The sequence below is a fragment of the Actinomadura gamaensis genome (assembly GCF_042652125.1).
Lineage (GTDB): Bacteria > Actinomycetota > Actinomycetes > Streptosporangiales > Streptosporangiaceae > Spirillospora > Spirillospora gamaensis.
In genome coordinates, this window is sequence record NZ_JBHSIT010000008.1 from 44,980 (window position 1) to 64,357 (window position 19,378).

The 19,378-nt window shown below is 72.3% G+C and carries 15 protein-coding genes; 12 read left to right on the forward strand and 3 right to left on the reverse strand.

Features of this window, described 5'->3' with window-relative positions; genetic code table 11:
• Positions 1-86: 86 nt before the first annotated feature.
• From ACFPCY_RS26010 to ACFPCY_RS26020, 3 genes are all read left to right on the forward strand, one after another.
• Entirely contained in the window at positions 87-2,162 is a 2,076-nt protein-coding gene (locus tag ACFPCY_RS26010; protein WP_378259452.1) for an acyl-CoA dehydrogenase family protein, read from the forward strand.
• Between the two features lie 227 nt (positions 2,163-2,389).
• Positions 2,390-3,391 (forward strand): lipoate--protein ligase family protein, encoded by a 1,002-nt coding sequence (locus ACFPCY_RS26015; protein ID WP_378259453.1) that lies wholly within the window; start codon positions 2,390-2,392, stop codon positions 3,389-3,391.
• Positions 3,392-3,591: 200 nt separating this feature from the next.
• Positions 3,592-4,413, forward strand: a complete 822-nt coding sequence (locus ACFPCY_RS26020) for a class I SAM-dependent methyltransferase (protein WP_378259454.1) — start codon at positions 3,592-3,594, stop codon at positions 4,411-4,413.
• A gap of 669 nt (positions 4,414-5,082) precedes the next feature.
• Here ACFPCY_RS26020 and ACFPCY_RS26025 read toward each other — a convergent pair.
• Together ACFPCY_RS26025 and ACFPCY_RS26030 are read right to left on the reverse strand one after the other, a co-directional pair.
• Entirely contained in the window at positions 5,083-7,986 is a 2,904-nt protein-coding gene (locus ACFPCY_RS26025; protein WP_378259455.1) for a helix-turn-helix transcriptional regulator, read from the reverse strand.
• 43 nt (positions 7,987-8,029) lie between these two features.
• Positions 8,030-9,109 carry a CaiB/BaiF CoA transferase family protein gene (locus ACFPCY_RS26030; protein WP_378259456.1) on the reverse strand — a complete coding sequence of 360 codons (1,080 nt, stop codon included), beginning with the start codon at positions 9,107-9,109 and terminating at the stop codon, positions 8,030-8,032.
• A 198-nt stretch (positions 9,110-9,307) separates the two neighbouring features.
• On the opposite strand from ACFPCY_RS26030, the gene ACFPCY_RS26035 reads away from it, so the two are divergent.
• The 4 genes from ACFPCY_RS26035 (at position 9,308) to ACFPCY_RS26050 (ending at position 13,448) form a co-directional block, all read left to right on the forward strand.
• Positions 9,308-11,026, forward strand: a complete 1,719-nt coding sequence (locus ACFPCY_RS26035; protein ID WP_378259457.1) for an LLM class flavin-dependent oxidoreductase — start codon at positions 9,308-9,310, stop codon at positions 11,024-11,026.
• Positions 11,027-11,087: 61 nt separating this feature from the next.
• Positions 11,088-12,137 (forward strand): hypothetical protein, encoded by a 1,050-nt coding sequence (locus ACFPCY_RS26040; protein ID WP_378259458.1) that lies wholly within the window; start codon positions 11,088-11,090, stop codon positions 12,135-12,137.
• A gap of 211 nt (positions 12,138-12,348) precedes the next feature.
• Positions 12,349-13,224 carry a hypothetical protein gene (locus ACFPCY_RS26045; RefSeq protein WP_378259459.1) on the forward strand — a complete coding sequence of 292 codons (876 nt, stop codon included), beginning with the start codon at positions 12,349-12,351 and terminating at the stop codon, positions 13,222-13,224.
• Entirely contained in the window at positions 13,221-13,448 is a 228-nt protein-coding gene (locus ACFPCY_RS26050; RefSeq protein ID WP_378259460.1) for a hypothetical protein, read from the forward strand. The genes ACFPCY_RS26045 and ACFPCY_RS26050 overlap by 4 nt, the downstream gene beginning before the upstream one ends.
• 57 nt (positions 13,449-13,505) lie before the next feature.
• Here ACFPCY_RS26050 and ACFPCY_RS26055 read toward each other — a convergent pair whose 3' ends face one another.
• A complete protein-coding gene (locus ACFPCY_RS26055) occupies positions 13,506-14,264 on the reverse strand; it encodes an inositol monophosphatase family protein (protein WP_378259461.1) in 759 nt (252 codons plus the stop codon).
• 87 nt (positions 14,265-14,351) lie between these two features.
• On the opposite strand from ACFPCY_RS26055, the gene ACFPCY_RS26060 reads away from it, so the two are divergent.
• From ACFPCY_RS26060 to ACFPCY_RS26080, 5 genes are all read left to right on the forward strand, one after another.
• The gene (locus ACFPCY_RS26060) at positions 14,352-14,834 is read left to right on the forward strand and encodes a SigE family RNA polymerase sigma factor (protein ID WP_378259462.1); all 483 of its coding nucleotides are present in this window, start codon (positions 14,352-14,354) and stop codon (positions 14,832-14,834) included.
• Complete coding sequence (locus ACFPCY_RS26065) at positions 14,831-15,937, forward strand: hypothetical protein (protein WP_378259463.1); 1,107 nt, start codon at positions 14,831-14,833, stop codon at positions 15,935-15,937. The genes ACFPCY_RS26060 and ACFPCY_RS26065 overlap by 4 nt, the downstream gene beginning before the upstream one ends.
• Positions 15,938-16,000: 63 nt before the next feature.
• On the forward strand, positions 16,001-16,915 hold the full coding sequence (deoC, locus tag ACFPCY_RS26070; RefSeq protein WP_378259878.1) for a deoxyribose-phosphate aldolase: 915 nt from the start codon (positions 16,001-16,003) through the stop codon (positions 16,913-16,915).
• Between the two features lie 5 nt (positions 16,916-16,920).
• On the forward strand, positions 16,921-18,351 hold the full coding sequence (locus ACFPCY_RS26075; protein WP_378259464.1) for an aldehyde dehydrogenase family protein: 1,431 nt from the start codon (positions 16,921-16,923) through the stop codon (positions 18,349-18,351).
• A gap of 96 nt (positions 18,352-18,447) precedes the next feature.
• The gene (locus ACFPCY_RS26080) at positions 18,448-19,305 is read left to right on the forward strand and encodes an aldehyde dehydrogenase family protein (protein WP_378259465.1); all 858 of its coding nucleotides are present in this window, start codon (positions 18,448-18,450) and stop codon (positions 19,303-19,305) included.
• The last annotated feature ends 73 nt before the right edge of the window (positions 19,306-19,378 follow it).

Sequence of the window (19,378 nt, forward strand, 5' to 3'; positions counted from 1 at the left end):
GGTCTCGGCGGCGCCCCTACTCATCGGTACCACTCGGGAGTAACTTCGCGGGGGAGAGCCTTCGGGAGCACGTCCGAGGAGTCGGCATGAACCAGCCGGACCACGCCGCCCACGCCGCACAGGCGACCTCCGCCGCAGAGGCGACTTCCGCCGCAGAGGCGACTTCCGCCGCAGAGGCGACTTCCGCCGCAGAGGCGACCCCCGCAACGCAGGCCGCCCACGCCGTCCACGCTGGGACGCAGGTGGACGAGCGCACCGCCCGCAGGGTCGCCGAGGAGGCCCGCGAGACCGAGTGGCGCCTGCCCAGCTTCGGCAAGCAGCTCTTCCTGGGCGACTTCCGCCTGGACCTGATCCATCCCCACCCGCGCCCGGACGCCGAGGCGCGCCGCAAGGGCGAGGAGTTCCTCGCGCGCCTCCGCGAGTTCTGCGCCACCCGCGTCGACGCCGCGCAGATCGAACGCCAGGCCCGCATCCCGGACGAGGTCGTCAAGGGCCTGCGCGAGCTCGGCGCGCTCGGCATGAAGATCCCCGAACGGTACGGCGGGCTCGGCCTCAGCCAGTACCACTACGGCCGTGCGCTGATGGTGGTCGGCTCGGTCAGCCCGGCGCTCGGCGCGCTCGTCTCGGCGCACCAGTCCATCGGCGTCCCGCAGCCGGTCAAGCTGTTCGGCACCGACGAGCAGAAGGACGCCTGGCTGCCGGTCAGCGCCCGCTCGGTCACCGCGTTCCTGCTCACCGAGCCGGACGTCGGGTCCGACCCGGCCAGGCTGCGCGCCACCGCCGTCCCGGACGGTGACGAGTACGTCCTCAACGGGGTCAAGCTGTGGACGACCAACGGCGTCGTCGCCGACCTGGTCGTCGTGATGGCGCGCGTCCCGAAGGGCGAGGGGCATCACGGCGGGATCTCGGCGTTCGTCGTGGACATGCGCAGTCCCGGCATCACGGTCGAGCACCGCAACGCGTTCATGGGGCTGCGCGGCATCGAGAACGGCGTGACGCGGTTCCACGACGTCCGGGTCCCGGCCGCGAACCTGATCGGGCCGGAGGGCGCGGGCCTCAAGGTCGCGCTGACCACGCTGAACACCGGACGCCTCTCGCTGCCCGCGATGTGCGCGGCGGCCGGGAAGTGGGCCACAGGGATCGCCCGCGGCTGGACGAACGAACGCGTCCAGTGGGGACGGCGCGTCGGCGAGCACGAGGCGATCTCCAAGAAGGTCGCGTTCATCGCCGCCACCTCGTACGCGCTGGAGGCCATGCTCGACCTGTCCGGGCAGCTCGCCGACGACGAGCGCAACGACATCCGGATCGAGGCCGCGCTCGCCAAGCTCTGGGCGTCCGAGATGGCCTGCCGGATCGCCGACGAGCTCGTCCAGCTCCGCGGCGGGCGCGGCTACGAGACCGCCGAGTCGCTCGTCGCGCGCGGCGAGCGCGGCGTGCCCGCCGAGCAGGTGCTCCGCGACCTGCGCATCAACCGGATCTTCGAGGGCTCGACCGAGATCATGCACCTGCTGATCGCGCGCGAGGCGGTGGACGCGCATCTGTCGGTGGCCGGTGACATCATCGACCCCGACGCGTCGGCCCGGGAGAAGGCGCGGGCGGCGGCGCGCGCCGGGGGCTTCTACGCGCGCTGGCTGCCGACGCTGGTCACCGGCGCGGGGCGGCGCCCGGGGGCGTACGGCCAGTTCGGGCCGCTGGCGAAGCACGTGCGGTACGTCGAGCGGGCATCGCGCAAGCTCGCGCGCTCGACGTTCTACGCGGCGGCGCGCTGGCAGGGCGGTCTCGAACGCCGGCAGGGCTTCCTCGGCCGGATGGTCGACATCGGCGCGGAGCTGTACGCGATGAGCGCGGTCTGCGTGCGCGCCTACGCCGACGCCCATCCCGAGGGCGAGCCGGTCGGCGAGACGCGCGTCGAGCCGCCCGCCTCGGCGATCCGGCTGGCGGACGCGTTCTGCCGCCAGTCGCGCGTGCGCGTCGAGGAGCTGTTCGACGCGCTCTGGCGCAACACCGACGCCGAGGACGGACGGCTCGCCCGCGAGGTGCTCGACGGCGACTTCGCCTGGCTGGAGGAGGGCGTGCTCGACCCGTCCGTCCCCGGGCCGTGGATCGCGCCCGCCGAGCCGGGGCCGAGCGAGCGGGAGGACGTCCACCGGTTCATCGGCTGACCGTCCGGGGTGGGCCGCCCGCCCGCGCCGGCCCTGAACATGAGACTCCCGAGAGGACGGACTACCCGGGGATCATCGCACAGTGTCACCATATGAAAACTCTCCGCCTGTCATCGGCCCGGTGTGTCGATATGTTTCAGCCATCCGGCGGTGGTGCGATCGCCGGGGCGCCCGGCGGCCGGATCGGCCGAGACGGTCGACACGGAGGTGAGCGGAGGGACGGCGGGATGCTCAGCATGATCGTCGACGACGTGCGGGAACCGGCGTGGAACCTCGCGCTGGACGAGGCCCTGGCGCGGGTGCCCGGGCCGCGCGGGGGGCGGCGCCCGGCTCCCCGGCGCCGGGGAAGACCGGGGAGACCGGGCTCGGTGCCGCCGCAACGGCCGGGCGTGCCGTCGCACGGCGCCGCGCCCTACGGTGTCCCGCCTTACGGTGTCTCGCCCTACGGCGTCCCGTCCGGGCGCACGGCCGCCGAGCGGTCCGTCCCGGTGCTGCGGGTGTGGCAGAACGCGCCGAGCGTGGTGATCGGACGCTTCCAGAACGTGGAGGAGGTCGTGGACCTCGCCGCCTGCGCGCGCGACGGCGTCCGGGTCGTACGCCGGGCGAGCGGCGGCGGCGCGGTCTACACCGACTCGGGCACGCTGCTGTTCAGCCTGGTCAGGCGGCCCCGCCCGGGCGAACGACGGATCTCACCGGACGCGCCCGACCTCGACGTCCTCGTCCGCACGGCGCTCGGCCGCCTCGGCTACCCGCCCGACGTCCTCGCGTCCGGCGGCCTCGGCGGCAAGGCGGGCGCGGGTCTCAGCGGCAAGGCGGGCGGCGGTCTCGGGGGCAACGCGGGCGGGATCGTGCAGGTGGCGTGGCTGCACGCGCGGGACGCCGTCCTGACCCACCTCGCGGTGCACGTCACGCCGATCAACGCGTACGGGCCGGTGTACCTCATGCCGCCGGACGGCGGGACGGCGCGCGGCCGGAACCCTCCGCCGTCCGAGGTGTCCGGCCGGCACACCCTCGCCGACCTCGGCGCGCCCATCACGCTCGACACCGTCCGCGCGGCCGTGCTGAGCGAGATCATGGACGTGTACGGGATCGCGCGCACCCGGCGTCCGGACCCGGAGGAGCAGGCCCTCCGCGACCACCTCTACAGCGTCCGGTACGGCGACGTCACCTGGAACCTCTCGGGACCCGCGGGCCCTAGGCGGGCCGCCAGGGAGTTCACCGGCGGCTGACCGCGCGGTTCACCGCCGCCCCACCGGCAGTTCACCGCTGCCCGGCCGGGAGTTCACCGGACGCTGACCTGGTGATCTCCCGGCCCGGCGCGGCCGGGCCGATGGGACCGTCCGCGGCGTCCGCTGTGGGTAGACTGGCCCGACCTTTGTGCCCGAGATCGGCATCGGTCTGTCGAACAGCATCCGAGCGAGCGGGAAGTATGCAGTCACCAGGTCAGAAGAAGAGCATCATGGGCGGCGTCCTCAATCTGCTGAGCAGCGGCCCGAAGCACGGCGGGCCCGCCGCGCCGCCCGCCGCCGGCGAGGACGTCGTCCAGCCCGCCGCGGGCGAGGGGGCGCTGGAGAACCATCTCGGCGGCGACGAGGCTCGCAACTACCGCAAGTACGAGTACGACATGGTCGCCCCGCACGTGGGGCGCAAGCTGCTGGAGATCGGCTCCGGGCTCGGCCACTTCTCCGAGCAGTTCGCGGGCCGCCTGGACTACCTGGTCGTCAGCGACAACGACCCCTACTGCGTCGGCGAGCTGCGCAAGCGCTACGACGGCAACGACGACGTCGAGGTCCTCGACCTGGAGCTCCCGGCGACGATCGAGATCCGGCAGAAGGTCGACACCGTCGTCATGATGAACGTTTTGGAGCACATCAAGGACGACGTCCAGGCGCTGCGCGACCTCGCCGCGGTGACCGAGCCCGGCGGCCGGATCGTCATCTGGGTGCCCGGCTACATGCAGCTGTACGGCGACTTCGACCGCAAGGTCGGGCACGTCCAGCGGTACACGCCGGCCACGCTGGAGAAGTCGGTCCGCGAGGCGGGCCTGGTGCCGGACGTGCTGAAGCCGATCAACTTCCTGGGCGGCATCGCCTGGTGGGCGGCGGTCCGGCGCGGCGGCGCGGGCTACCCCGACCCCCGCCTGGTCAAGATCTACGACCGGACGGTCATCCCGACGACCCGCGCCATCGAGCGGATCGTCCGGCCGCCGTTCGGGCAGACCGTCCTCTGCGTGGCCCGCGTCCCGAAGTGACCCGGGAGGACGCCTCCCACCTGGCAGGGCCCGGTACGCCGTACGGCGCGCCGGGCCCTGTCCGCATGCGTCACTCGGTACTTCCGGACGGTATCCGTATCGCCTTTTAGGTATCCCGCTCGGGAGGTTTGCCGATGCCCCGGACGCCCCGGACCGGCAGACTCGGTGGGGTCCGAGCGGTTCGGAGAACGCCCCTCCTGCATGGAGGAGCCCCGCGGCTTCCGCGAACTCCGCTCCGCGAGGACAGCCACTGAAGTTCCCGTGTGGTCCGACGGTCCGGTGGCGGGTGCCCGGGAGGGGAGGCGCCCGTCATCGGACCCGGACCGGACCCGGGAGCGCGTGGCGAACCCCGGAGTGTGCCACCGGCCGGACGGATTCCTGGGCGCGGCCGTCCCGCCGGCGGCGTCCGGTCCCGCCGGTCCGGGCGTGCTACTCCCACGGCATGACCGGACCGGCGGCACACGGACCGGCGGGCACATGGACCGGCGGGCACCCGGAGCGGCGGTAGTCGTGCTTGCGACGGCTGGACCAGCGGGGGGAAGGACGGGCCGACCGGGGGGCGGCCCGTCCCATCGGGGAGCACAGGGACCGGGCCAGGGGCGGGTCTGGAGAGTGCGGCCCGGCCGTCCACGCGGACGGCCGGGCCGTTCGCTCTCGCGGCCGGCGGTGTCAGTGCTGGGCGGCCGGGGTGAACAGCGACAGGCGGTGCGCGGTGGCGGCGGCCTCGCCCCGGCTGGTCACCTCCAGCTTCGCCAGGATGTTGGAGACGTGCACGCTGGCCGTCTTCGCGGAGATGAACAGGGCCTCGGCGATGTCGCGGTTGCTGTGCCCCTCGGCGACCAGGCGCAGCACCTCGAACTCGCGCGGGGTGAGGCCGAACGGCGCGGCGGCGGGTTCGGCCTGCGCGCCGAGCCGGGCCCGCTGGGTCAGCGCGGACAGCCGGTCCAGCAGCGGGACGGCGCCGAGCCCGCGGGCGAGGTCGGTGGCGCGGGACAGGCGGGCGCGGGCGGCGTCCCGGTTCCCGGCGTGCAGCGCGGACTGACCGGCCCAGGAGAGGGCGAGCGCCTCCTGGTACGGGTTCCCGAGCGCCTGCCATGCGGCCGCGGCCTCGTCCCAGTCGTCGGCGTTCAGGTCGCCTCGTGCGCGCGCGGCGGTCGCGTCGTAGGTGAGCTTCCAGGCCTGCTGCAACTCGCCCAGGACCAGCGTCGCCTGCGCGCGCTTCTCCACGCGCTCGAAGTCGGGCGGGCAGCCGAGTTCGGCGCAGGCCGTCGCGGCGTGCACCAGGACGGGCCACGCGTAGCGGCTGTCGTCGGGAAGCGTCTGGTCCGGGTCGTCGAGGACGGGTTCGATGGCGACGAGCGCCGCGTCCGGACGGCCCTGGGCGAGCCGCAGCGCCGCCTCCATGCGGCGCGTGGCGAACAGGTCCTGCACCTTGGGCCAGGTGACCTCGCGGGCGCGGCCGAGCATCCGGACGGCGCGGTCGAGGTCGCCGCGCGCGGTGGCGATCTCCCCGGCGAGCGCGAACAGCGAGGTGCGGATCTTGAGCGGCGGGCGCTGGTCGATGGTGCGGCGCAGCAGCGCGTCCGCCTCGTCCCAGCGGCCGAGCGAGACCATCGGCTCGGCCTGGTTGATGGCGAGGAACGCGCCCTGGGTGCGGGCGACCCCGTTCTCCTGCGCCTTGGCGACGCCGCGGCGGGCGACCTCGACGGCCTCGGCGTGCCGTCCGGAGCCCTCCAGGTAGTGCGACCAGTTGATCGCGACGCGCAGCCGCAGCCGGTCGTCGTTCTCCTGCTCGGCGAGCCGCTGGGAGTTGCGGAGCACCTCCTCGGTCGGCGAGCCGCCGTGCCCGTAGCCGGCGCCGTAGTCGAAGTCGACGCAGGACAGCGTGAGCAGCGCTTCCACCTCGGCCTGCCGGTCGCCGACCGTCCGGGCGATCGCGAGGGCCTCGTGCGCGGCGCGCTTGGGCTCGTCCGAGTGCTGGAGCAGGCGGCCGACGGTGGCGAGCGTGTTGAGCGTCCGCGCGCGCTGGGCCGTGGGCGGGTCGGCGGGCAGCAGCCGGACGGCCTCGCGCAGGTCGTCCACCGCCTCCGGGACGGTCTGGTCGAACAGCATCCGGCCGCGCCGTTCCAGCAGCGCGGCGCGGCGGGCGGCGTTCTCCGGGACGTCCGGGACCATCCGCAGCGCGCCGGTCGCGAACTTCACGCCCCGGTCGAGCTCCCCGGCGCTCTCCGCGGCCATGATCGCCTGCTCGAACACCTCGATCCGGGACGCGCCGATGCGCGTCGCCGCGTCGGGCACCCGGTCCCACAGCTCCAGGACGCGGGCGAGCATGTCCAGGCACTCGGCGTAGGCGACCCGGCGGCGCGCCTCCCCGGCCGCCCGCCAGGACGCGACGAGCGCCCACAGCGCGTCGTGCGCGGCGTGCCAGTGGTGGCTGAGCTCGTGCCAGAGGCGGTCGGCGGAGACGAGGTCCGGGTCGTTCTCCAGCGCCTCGGCGTACCGGGTGTGCAGCCGGGTGTGCTCGCCCGGCAGCAGGTCGTCGTGGAGCGCCTCGCGGATCAGGGCGTGCCGGAACGCGTACCCGTCGCCGTCCACCACCAGGACGTTCGCGGCGACCGCCGGGCGCAGCACGCGGGTCAGCGCCGCGTCGTCCAGCCTGGTCACCGCGGCGAGCAGCCGGTGCTCGATCCGGGTGCCGCCGCCGGACGCGTCCCGCAGCGCCTCCTGGGTCTCCTCCGGAAGCCGCTGCACCCCGGCGAGCAGCAGGTCGCGCAGCGTCTCGGGAAGCTCGCAGACGAGCGCGCCCTCGTCGCAGTCGACGAGGGTCTCGACGAACAGCGGGTTGCCCTCGCTGCGCGAGCAGACGGTGTCGATCAACTCCGGGTCCGGCGTGCGGCCGAGGATGTCGGCGACCAGCTCGCCGACCTCCTCGCGGGACAGGCGCGGCAGGTCCAGCCGCCGCACCCGGTCGAGCCGGGCGAGCTCGGCGAGCAGCGGGCGCAGCGGATGCGTGCGGTGCAGCTCGTCCGACCGGTAGGTGACCACGATCAGCAGCGGCGCGGCGCCGACGTTGCGGATCAGGAACGACAGCAGGTCGCGGGTGGAGCGGTCGGCCCAGTGCGCGTCCTCGATCACCAGCGCGACCGGGGACCGCTCGGCCAGGCGCTCCAGCAGCGTCAGCATCGTCTCGAACAGCCGGGCGCGCTCCTCGCCGGACGCCGCGTCCGACTCCGGCTCGCCGAACTCCGGCAGCAGCCGCGCCAGCTTGCCCGGCGCGCCGTGCGGCAGCAGCTCCGCCACGCCGTCCACGCCGACGTCCCGGACGAGGCCGCGCAGGACGGTCGTGAACGGCGCGAACGGCAGGCCCTCCGAACCGAGCTCCAGGCAGCCGCCGACCAGCATCCGCGCGCCGTCCTTGACGGCCGCGCCGAACTCGCGGACCAGCCGCGTCTTGCCCAGCCCGGCCTCGCCGCCGACCAGCACCGCGCCGGGCGCCGCGGCGAGGGCCTCGGTCAGCAGGTCGAGCTGCCCGGCCCGGCCGACCATGATGGGGGACGTCCCGTGTGCGCTCACGCCCTCCAGCATGCCAGCCGGATCCGACATTCTCGTCCCTATTTCAGCCGCGCCAGAACTCCCCGCGGTGGGCGTCCAGCTCGGGCGCCTCCCCAGGTGGGAGCGGCTTCGCCACGGCCGTCCGCACCGGGCTGCCGACCGTCCCGTCCGCCACGACGCCCCGCGCGACGAAGTGCGGGTGCGCCATCATCTCGGCTCTGGTGAGGATGGGCGCGACGGGCGCGCCCTCGGCCCGCAGGCGCTTCAGGGCCTCATCTGCGCGGAACCGGGCGACGGCCGCCGCGACGGTCTCGTCCAGCTCGCGGACGCGTTTGAGGCGTTCTCCGAAGCCCAGCCCCGCGAGGTCGGGGAGTTCGAGGGCCCGGCACACGGCGGCCCAGAGGCGGTCTTCCGAGACGACGCCCAGGGTGATCCCCCGTCCGTCGCTCGTGCGATACACGCCGTAGCCCGGGACCGGCCCCACGCGATGCTGCGTCGCGTTCGGTACGGGGGCTTCTGTGCTTGGGGCGGTCGTAGTGGTGGCTTCCGGGACGGTCGCGACCCAGTGGGCCAGGACGTCCGCCATGCCGAGGTCGATGCGCTCGCCCTCGCCCGTCGCGCGCGCGTGCAGGACGGCCGCGGTGATGGCGAACGCGGCCATCGTCGCGGCTGACATGTCCGCGACGGGCAGTTCGTCGGCAGTGGGGGAGATCGCGTCGGGGGCGAGGGCGGCGGCGTGCGCGCGGTAGTTGATGTCGTGTCCGGGGACGTCCGCCAGTGGCCCTTCGGCGCCGTAGCCGGACAGCGAGCAGTAGACGAGCGCCGGATTCGCCCGGCGCAGCTCCGCGTGCCCGACCCCGAGCCGGTCGGCGACGCCCGGCCTGAAACCCTCGACGAACACCTCCGCCGCCGCGGCCAGCTCCCGGCACCGGGCCCGTCCCTCCGCGCTCTTGAGATCGAGCACGACGCTGCGTTTGTGCTGGTTGAGGAGGTCGAAATGGGACCGGAACGCCCGCATCGGCTCGCCGCCGGGCGGTTCGACCTTCAGCACGTCCGCGCCGAGCTGGGCGAGCAGCTGGGTGGCGTACGGGCCGGGTCGCCACATGGTCAGGTCCAGGACGCGCAGTCCGGACAGCGGGGCCATCGCGCTCCTCCCGGGGCTCGCGGGGCTTCGATCCGAGGGCTTGGTGGCTCCCACGGTGCCGGTGCCGCGGACGATGCGTCAAGCGAGCGCTTGTTCACATTCTCGCTCACGGGTGTTGACGGCGCGTCCAACGGGGGAGACGCTGGCCGGGGGCGGTCAAGGTCGACCGGGCCGTCGTGCCTGGTCAGGACGGTGGAGGTGGTCGAGATCCGGTTCTCCCTCTTCTACGAACACCAGTTGCCGCGCCCCTGGGACGACGGGCGGGAACGACGGCTGTACCAGGACGCGCTCGACCAGATCGAGATCGCGGACCGGGTGGGCTTCGACGTCTGCTGGGAAGTGGAACATCACTTCCTTGAGGAATACAGCCATTCGTCGGCCCCCGAAGTGTTCCTGGCGGCGGCCTCCCAGCGGACGAAACGGATCCGGCTCGGGCACGGGATCGTCCAGCTGCCGCCCGCCGTCAACCATCCCGCGCGCGTCGCGGAGCGGATCGCCACGCTCGACCTGGTGTCGAACGGGCGCGTCGAATTCGGCACGGGGGAGTCGTCGTCGAGCGCCGAGCTGGGCGGATTCGGGGTGCGGCGCACCGACAAGCGCGCCCAGTGGCAGGACTCGATCGACGCCGTCACCCGCATGTTCGTGGAGGAGCCGTTCGCGGGCTGGAACTCGCCGTCCCTGCGGATGCCGCCGCGCAACGTGATCCCCAAACCCGTCCAGAAGCCGCATCCGCCGCTGTGGGTGGCCTGCTCGCGGCGCGAGACCATCCAGTTCGCCGCCCGCAACGGCATCGGCGCGCTCTCGTTCTCGTTCGTCGAGCCCGAGGACGCCGCGAAGTGGGTCGAGGAGTACTACCGCATCATCGAGTCGGACGAATGCGTCCCGGCGGGCTTCGCCGTGAACCCGAACGTGTGCGTCGTCCTGCCGATGATGCTGCACGAGGACGAGGCCACAGCGATCGACCGCGGCATTGACGGCGCGCATTTCTTCGGCTTCGCCCTAGCGCACTACTACGGGACGACCCCCCACGACCCCGGACGCACCAATGTCTGGGAGGCGTTCCAGCAACGACGAGCCGCCCAAGGGTTCGACCGAGAGCAAATTATCGCCAATTCCCAAACGCTGCGCGTAAACGTAGGTTCGCTACGCGGAGCGATCGGAACACCCGACCAAGTGGCCGACCTCATCCACCGCTACGAAAACGTAGGCGTGGACCAAATCGGCTTCGTCCTGCAAGCCGGACCCAACAAACACGAGCACATCTGTGAAGCACTCGAACTGTTCGGTAAATCCGTCCTGCCGCGCTTCACCGAAGGACGCGACGAACGAGAAGCCGAAAAAGCCGCTCGCCTAGCGCCCGCCATCGAACGAGCCTTGGCGCGCCGTGAACCCGCCCGTTCTCTGCCCATCGGCTACCGCATGGACGAAGACGCCGAAGTGGCCCGCGCCCACAAAGGCCCGCGGTTGCGCCGTCCCACCCTGTCGGACGTCCGGCACGAGGCCCGTCACCGCGCCCAGAAGGGCTTGTACCGGATCGTCCACAGCGCCTCGGACGAAGCCATCGAACGCCGCTTCGGCCCCCGCGCCCAGCGCCTCTTCTTCACCGGCATGGCGCGCGCCTACGACCCGTCCATGTCCGGCGGTTTCAAGGGCGACATCGACTTCCGCCTGACCAGGTCGGACGGCTCGTCCACCACCTGGACGATGACCATCGCCGGCGACCGCGCCCACCCGCGCCCGGGCCCGTCCGGCGACCCGTCCCTCACCATCACCGCGTCCACCCCCGACTTCCTGCGCGTCCTCGCGGGCGACGCCAACCCCGCCACCCTCCTCATGGACGGCCGCCTCAAGATCCGCGGCGACTTCGAGCTGGCCCCCCGCCTCAGCGAAATGTTCGGCGGCCCCTCCCCGTACTGACCCCTTCCTTACCTCCGTTAGGCTGCGCCGACTTCGGACGAACCAGTCGAACGGAAAACATGTGAACAATCGGGTACAGGCCGCGATCATCGCCGCGGCCGTCGCCGTCGCCGCCCTCGCTCCGGCCACCACCGCCGAGGCGGCCACGGGCTGGCGCCTCACCGCGGCTCCGGACGCAGGCGCCGAACTCCACGACGTCGCCGTGGTGAGCGCAAAGGACGCCTGGGCGGTGGGCGGCGGTAAGGCCGGCCCCCTCGTGCGGCACTGGAACGGCCGCACCTGGACCAAGGTCGCGCTGCCCAAGGCCGCTGCCGGAGCCTCCCTCCTCAGCGTCAGCGCCTCGTCGTCGTCCAACGTGTGGATCGGCGGCCACAACGGCAGGTCCACGCAGTTCTGGCTGCACTGGAACGGCCGTACCTGGAAGGTCATCACCGGCCCCGACCTCAGCGAGCCGGTGGCTCCGAAACTCCTCGCCATCAGTGCCAAGGACGTGTGGAGCTTCGGCTGGAAGGGCGACGGGCCCTTCTACCCGGACGTCCGGCACTACAACGGAAGCCGCTGGTCGAAGGTCGCGGGGCCGGGGATCGTCTTCGAGGTCAGGGCGCTCTCGTCCAAGGACATCTGGGCCGTGGGCGCGAACGCGTACCGCGCGGGGATGGCCGGGGGCGTCTACCACTGGAACGGGAAGAGCTGGAAGACGTTCCGGCCACTGCCGCTGACGTCCTACGCCGACTACTCCAGCGTGGTCGCCAAGAGCGCCAAGGACGTGTGGGTCTCCGGGCGGCGTACCAGCGGCGAGACCAGCACGCCGTTCCTCGCGCACTGGAACGGCTCGTCCTGGAAGCAGGTCGCCGCGCCCAAGACGAAGCAAGGACTGACCGCTCTCACGAAGGACGGCGCGTCCGGGTTCTGGGCCGAGGCGGATGGCCGCTTCTTCCACTACAGCAAGGGCAAGTGGACGAGCACGCCCGTGCCGTCCCGCAGCGGCTACAAGACGGCTGTCTACGGGATGGCGTTCATCCCGGGCGGCACGTCCGTATGGGCGGTCGGAGCGCTGCAGGACAAGCGCGAGGTAGCTCGCTACGACGCGATCCTTAAACTGGGACGCTGAGTAAAGTCCGTAGCCGCGCCCAAGCGGAACCACTAGGCGCTGCCTAAGGCAACCCTCGTAATCCGGGCGCCGAAGCGAAATAGTTCCGAGAGTCAGTTGCTGACGAACTGAGTCACCCCCCAGTTCCGGCTGGGCGGGTGGGCTCTGATCACATCGAGCCATTAACCGTCATTCTCTGCAATCGAACGAGCGCGGTGGGTAACTTCGCGTCATGGTCACCCCCAGACACGAAGCGCTGCACCAGATAGCGCGCGACAACCCCGAGACCGTCGAGCGGGCTCTACGACGCGTCCACGGCCTGCGCCTCCCCCGGGTGCGGGACGCGGAGATCCTCAACGTCGACCTCACCACCATCGAAGCCGTCGAGCGCCGCGTCGACTCGCTCGTCAAGCTCCGCACGGACGCCCGCGACATCGCGATGATCTTCGAGGCGCAGCTGGACAACAAGGAGATCAAGCAGAGCCGCTGGCCGTACTACGTCGCGTTCGTCCACGACAAGTACGAGTGCGACGTCCTGCTCATCGTCATCACCCACGACGCCGAGGACGCGAAGAAGTTCGAGAAGCCGATGTGCGTCGGCGTCGACGGCTGGACGAGCCTGATCGTCCGCGCCGCCGTCTTCGGGCCGCACAACGTCCCGCGCGTCACGACGCTCGAGGAGACCCGCGACGACCACGTCTTCGCGGTGCTCTCCGCCCTGGTCCACAGCCACTCTCCGGATCCGGATGCGATACTGGAGCCGCTGGCTCTGGTCCTCAGCGAGGTGAAGGACTCGACGCAGAGAAACCTGAACGAGTTCGTCGAAGCCGGTCTCGTCGGCGAGACCCGGGAACTCTGGAGGCAGTTCGTGAAGACTTACAACCCGCGTTATGTCTCCGTCCTTCGGGAGGAGGGGGTGAACGAGGGCCTTGCGAAGGGGCGCGTCGAGGGGCAGGGGGATTCGCTGCTGCTGGTCCTGGAGGGGCGAGGGATCTCCGTTTCCGAGAAGGCGCGGCGGCGGGTTCGGGAGTGCGCGGATCCGGACGTCCTGCATGAGTGGCTGCTGCGGGCGGCCACGGCTTCTTCGGAGGAGGACGTCTTCGGGTGACGGGCAACGTCTTCCGGTACGCGTCCGAGGCGCGTGCCCGGGGAGTGCGGGAAGGACGGATCGAGGGGCAGGCCGAAGGCGTGCTGCTGGTGCTGGAGGGCCGCGGCCTGACGGTGTCGAGCGACGAGTGCGAGCGCGTGCTGGCGTGCACGGATCCCGAGCGGCTTCGGGAGTGGCTGACGCGTGCCGGAACGGTCGGCGCGTCCGCTGAGCTGTTCCGCTGAGCCTGGCCTGGTTTCGCTGAGTGAGGGCGTGCTGCCTGCGGCGGCGGCACGCCTGGTTCACTCTCGCGGAGCCAGGGCGTCCAGGAGTTGCTTGTGCAGCAGGCCGTTGGACGCCAGGGCGCAGTCCTGGTCGATGCGCGGGGCGCCGGTCAGGTCGGTCAGCAGGCCGCCCGCCTCCTCGACGATGATCTTCGAGGCGGCCAGGTCCCAGGGCTTGCCCCAGGGGTCCAGGCAGGCGTCGAGGCGGCCCTCGGCGACGAGCATCTGGGCCCAGAAACCGCCCGAGCCCCAGGTGTGCAGCGCCCGCCGGGACAGGTCGGCGATCTCGGGGAGCAGGTCGCGGTCGTCCCAGCGGTGGAGGGCGGCGAAGGAGAGCGTGGCCTCGGAGAGGTCGTCCACGGCGGAGACGCGCATGCGGGTGCCGTCGGCGAACGCGCCCTGGCCGCGGGACGCCCACCAGCGGCGCCCCAGAGCCGGGGCGCTGACGACGCCGACGGTCGGACGGCCCTGCTCGGTCAGGGCGATCAGGGTGCCGAAGACCGGCATGCCGCGCGCGAAGTTGGCGGTGTGGTCGACCGGGTCGATCACCCAGCAGCGCGGTCCCTGCGTCCCGCCCTGCTCCTCGCCGAGGACGCTGTCGTCCGGGCGATGTGCGGCCAGGTGGGCGCGGAGGGCCCGCTCGGTCTCGGTGTCCGCCTCGGTGACCGGGCTGCGGTCCGGCTTCGTCCGGACGACGAGACCGGCCCGGCGGAAGTGGCGCATCGTGACGTCGTCGGCGAGGTCGGCCAGCGCGAGGGCCACGGCGAGATCATCCATGCCGAACAAGCCTGGCATGAGGTGACAACCTGGGGAGCCGCCGGACGCATTAGTGGAACGTGAGGCATTCAAGGCTGAGGCGGGCGCATGGCCGATGAGGAGTTCGTCACCTACGTCACCGCGCGGACGGCCTGGCTCCAGCGGGTCGCGTACCTGCTGTGCCAGGACTGGCACCGGGCCGACGACCTGGTGCAGACGGCGATCACCCGGCTGTACCTGAACTGGCGGCGGGCGTCCGGCAGCGGGAACCTCGACGGTTACGCGCGGACCGTCCTGGTTCGCGTGTACCTGGCCGAGCAGCGGGCCGGGTGGTGGCGGCGCGTCCGGCCGGTCCGCGACGTCCCGGACGCTCCGTCCCGTCCGGACGACCGGGACGCCGCGCTCGACGTGCGGGAGGCGCTGAAGACGCTGCCCGCCCGCCAGCGGGCCGTGGTCGTGCTGCGGTTCTACTGCGATCTGTCGGTCGAGCAGACGGCCGAGGTCCTCGGATGCACGAGCGGGACGGTCAAGAGCCATTCGGCGCGCGGCCTGGCGGCCCTGCGCCGTTCTCTGGAGGAGACGCGCAGATGAACGCACTCAGGGACGACCTGGAGAAGATCACCGCGACGCCGCGTCCGGCCGACGCGCCCGGCGTGAGCGCGAGCCTGGCCGTGCGGCGCGGGCGGCGGATCAGGCACCGGCGGCAGGCGCTCGCCGCCGGGGCGACGGTGCTGGTGGTCGCCGCCGGGGCCGGCGTGCCGACGCTGGTCGGGTCGGACGGCAGGCAAGCCCCGGCGGTGCAGGCGGCGCGCGGCGGCTACGGCACGGTCCTGGTGAAGGAGGCGACCTTCGGATGGCTGCCGGGCGGCTACACGACCGTCCGGACGGGCCAGGGCGACGACGGGTACACGCTCGCGGCGGGCACGCCGAAGCAGAAGGCGGGCGGGCTGTTGCTCCAGCTCACCAGGGGTGCGGAGCCGGGGATACCGAACCTGCCGGGTGGACGGCCCGGGCACCGTACGGCGACCGAGCCCGTCCACGGCCGTCCGGCCTACTGGGTGATCAAGCCGGGCGCGGACGGCTCGGACCAGGTGCCCGCCGACTTCCGGTGGCAGCCCGCCGACGGCCGCTGGGCCGAGCTGGTGGTCGGCGACAAGGACGTCGCGACGGAGGCGACCGTGCGCCGGATCGTCGACAACATCCGTTTCGGCGGGGGCGACGCGGCGGCGGCCTTCCCCCTTCGGCTCGGCGGCGTCCCGTCCGGAATGCGGATCGCCCGCGCGTCGGTGACCCCGACCTCGGAGATGGATCTCGTACTCGTCCCCGCCCACGGGACCGCCGACGCCGACGGATTCTCCGTGAGTCTCGCACCGGCGCAGCGGGACGTCGGTGCCCCGCAGGCCGGCCAGAAGGTCGGTGATGGCAGCAAGGACGCCAAACCCAAGGAAAGCGGTCCGAACACCCGTGTCGCCAGATATCCCGCTCTCTACCGGCAGTACCAGGGTTCCTCGACCGGCAGCCGCGGCGAATCGGTGATCGTGTACGGCTGGCACGGGATGGATCTCCGGATCGAGGCGCTGGGCCGGGCCTTCCGGGCGCTGGAGGCGTCCGGCGGAGTGCGCGGGATGGTCGGACGGACCGCCTACCTCGGGGCTGACCAGCGGAAGTGGACGATGACCCCGCTGGACGGGTGATCGCGGGTCCGGTTTGTGCCACCGCGTTCTGTGCGTGATCCTGGGGAGGTGTCAACGGAGACTATGCCCACCGGGGTCGAGCTGCGGGGCTTCCTGCACGGACTGCCCGGCGTCGACCAGGTCGGGGCGGACGAGCGGGCCGCTCGCCTCGGCACGCGGTCGATCAAGACGACGGCCAAGGCGGCGGCGATCGATCTCGCGATCTCCATGGTGGACCTGACCACCCTGGAGGGCGCGGACACGGCCGGGAAGGTGCGGGCGCTGTGCGCCAAGGCCGTCCGGCCGGATCCCGCCCAGCCGGACGCGCCGAAGGTCGGGGCCGTGTGCGTGTACTCGGACCTGGTCGGGGTCGCGGTGGACGCGCTGCGCGGCTCCGGGATCGGCGTCGCCTCGGTGGCCACGGCGTTCCCGGCCGGGCGCGCCCCGCTGGAGGCCAAGCTCGCCGACACCCGCGCCGCGGTCGCGGCCGGGGCGACCGAGATCGACATGGTGATCGACCGGGGCGCGTTCCTGGCCGGCGACTACCTCAAGGTCCACGAGGAGATCGTCGAGACCAAGCGGGCCTGCGGGGACGCGCACCTGAAGGTCATCCTGGAGACCGGCGAGCTGCGCACCTACGACAACGTGCGGCGGGCGTCCTGGCTGGCGATGCGGGCCGGGGCCGACTTCATCAAGACCTCCACGGGCAAGATCTCCCCGGCCGCCACGCCCCCGGTCACGATGATCATGCTGGAGGCGGTGCGGGACTTCCGCGCCGCCACCGGACGGACGGTCGGCGTGAAGCCCGCGGGCGGCATCCGCACCACCAAGGACGCGATCAAGTACCTGGTCATGGTCAACGAGGTCGCCGGTCCCGACTGGCTGACCCCGGACCTGTTCCGGATCGGCGCGTCCAGCCTGCTGAACGACCTGCTGATGCAGCGCCGCAAGCTCGCCACCGGGGTCTACTCCGGTCCCGACCACTTCACCCTGGACTGAGGACGATGGACTTCGAGTACGCGCCGGCTCCCGAGTCGCGGAGCGTGGTGGACATCCGGCCCTCCTACGGGCTGTTCGTGGACGGCGAGTTCACCGACGGGCACGGCGAGCCGTTCAAGTCGCTCGACCCGTCCAGCGAGGAGCCGCTCGCCGAGATCGCCTGCGCGGACGCCTCCGACGTCGACCGCGCCGTCGCCGCCGCGCGGCGCGCCTTCGACAAGGTCTGGGGCCCGATGCCGGGCCGCGAGCGCGCCAAGTACCTGTACCGGATCGCCCGGATCATCCAGGAGCGGTCGCGGGAGCTGGCCGTCCTGGAGTCGATCGACAACGGCAAGCCGATCCGCGAGTCGCGCGACGTGGACGTCCCGCTGGTCGCCGCGCACTTCTTCTACTACGCGGGCTGGGCCGACAAGCTCGGCCACGCCGGCTTCGGCCCGGACCCGCGCCCGCTCGGCGTCGCCGGCCAGGTCATCCCGTGGAACTTCCCGCTGCTGATGCTGGCGTGGAAGATCGCTCCGGCGCTCGCGACGGGCAACACGGTCGTCCTGAAGCCCGCCGAGACGACGCCGCTGACCGCGCTGCTGTTCGCGGAGATCTGCCGGCAGGCGGAGCTGCCGAACGGCGTGGTCAACATCGTCACCGGCGCGGGCGACACCGGCCGGCTGCTGGTCGGGCACGACGGCGTCGACAAGGTCGCGTTCACCGGGTCCACCGAGGTGGGCAGGGAGATCGCGCGGACGGTCGCCGGCACCCGCAAGCGGCTCACGCTGGAGCTCGGCGGCAAGGCCGCGAACATCGTGTTCGACGACGCGCCGCTCGACCAGGCCGTCGAGGGGATCGTCAACGCGATCTTCTTCAACCAGGGGCACGTGTGCTGCGCCGGGTCGCGGCTGCTCGTCCAGGAGTCGGTCGCAGGCGAGCTGCTCGACCGGCTGAAGGCGCGGATGGCCACGCTCCGCGTCGGCGACCCGCTGGACAAGAACACCGACGTCGGCGCGATCAACAGCGCCGAGCAGCTCGCGAAGATCCGCGAGCTGGCCGACAGCGGCGAGAGCGAGGGCGCCGAGCGCTGGTCCCCGCCGTGCGAGCTGCCGCAGCGCGGCTTCTGGTTCGCGCCGACGGTGTTCACCGGTGTCGCGCAGTCGCACCGCATCGCGCGCGAGGAGATCTTCGGCCCGGTGCTGTCGGTGCTGACCTTCCGCACGCCGGACGAGGCGATCGAGAAGGCCAACAACACCCCCTACGGCCTCTCCGCCGGCGTCTGGACGGAGAAGGGCTCGCGCATCCTGTGGGCGGCCGAGAAGCTGCGCGCGGGCGTCGTCTGGGCCAACACCTTCAACAAGTTCGACCCGGCGTCGCCGTTCGGCGGCTACAAGGAGTCCGGCTTCGGCCGCGAGGGCGGACGCCACGGCCTGGAGGCGTATCTCGATGTCTGAGCGGTCGCGCATCGTCTGGGCTGAGGAGCGAGGGACGAGTGACGAGGGAAGACGGTGCGGTCCCACGGCCGCGAAGCGGCGAGCGGAGGCGAGCCGATGAGCGCTGAGCGGCTGAGTGTTCGTAAGACCTACAAGCTGTACATCGGGGGCGCGTTCCCCCGCTCGGAGTCCGGACGGTCGTACGTGGTGAACGACGCGAAGGGGCGGTTCCTCGCCAACGCGTCCCAGGCGTCGCGCAAGGACGTGCGGGACGCGGTCGTCGCGGCGCGCAAGGCGTTCGGCGGCTGGTCGTCCCGGACGCCGTACAACCGCGGGCAGATCCTGTACCGGATCGCGGAGATGCTGGAGGGGCGGCGCGTCCAGTTCGTGGACGAGCTGCGCGCGGCCGGGATCGCCAAGACCGCGGCGTCCGCCGAGGTGGACGCGGCGATCGACCGGTGGGTCTGGTATGCGGGCTGGGCCGACAAGGTCGGCGCGGTCGCCGGGAACGCGAACCCGGTGGCGGGGCCGTTCTTCAACCTGTCCACGCCGGAGCCGTCCGGCGTCGTCGGGATCGTCGCGCCGGACTCGCCGCTGCTCGGGCTGGTCTCGGTGGTCGCGCCCGCGATCGTCACGGGCAACACGACGGTCGTCGTCGCGTCCGAGCCCGCGCCGCTGCCCGCGATCACGCTCGCCGAGGTGCTCGCGACGTCCGACCTGCCGGGCGGCGTGGTGAACCTGCTGACCGGACGGCGCGCCGAGCTCGCGCCGTGGCTGGCGTCCCACATGGACGTGAACGCGATCGATCTCGCGGGCGTCTCCGCGGACGCCGTCGCGGACCTGGAGCGGGCCGCCGCGGACAACCTCAAGCGCGTGCTCCGCCCCGGTGTGCACGACTGGTCGGACGATCCCGGCATCGACCGGATGACCGCGTTCCTGGAGACGAAGACGGTCTGGCATCCGGTGGGTGTGTAACGCCCGTCGCGCGCCCGGTGTGTAGATCGTCGCGAAGTGTGGAATAGATCTCTCCGTAGCTGATCATGCACGG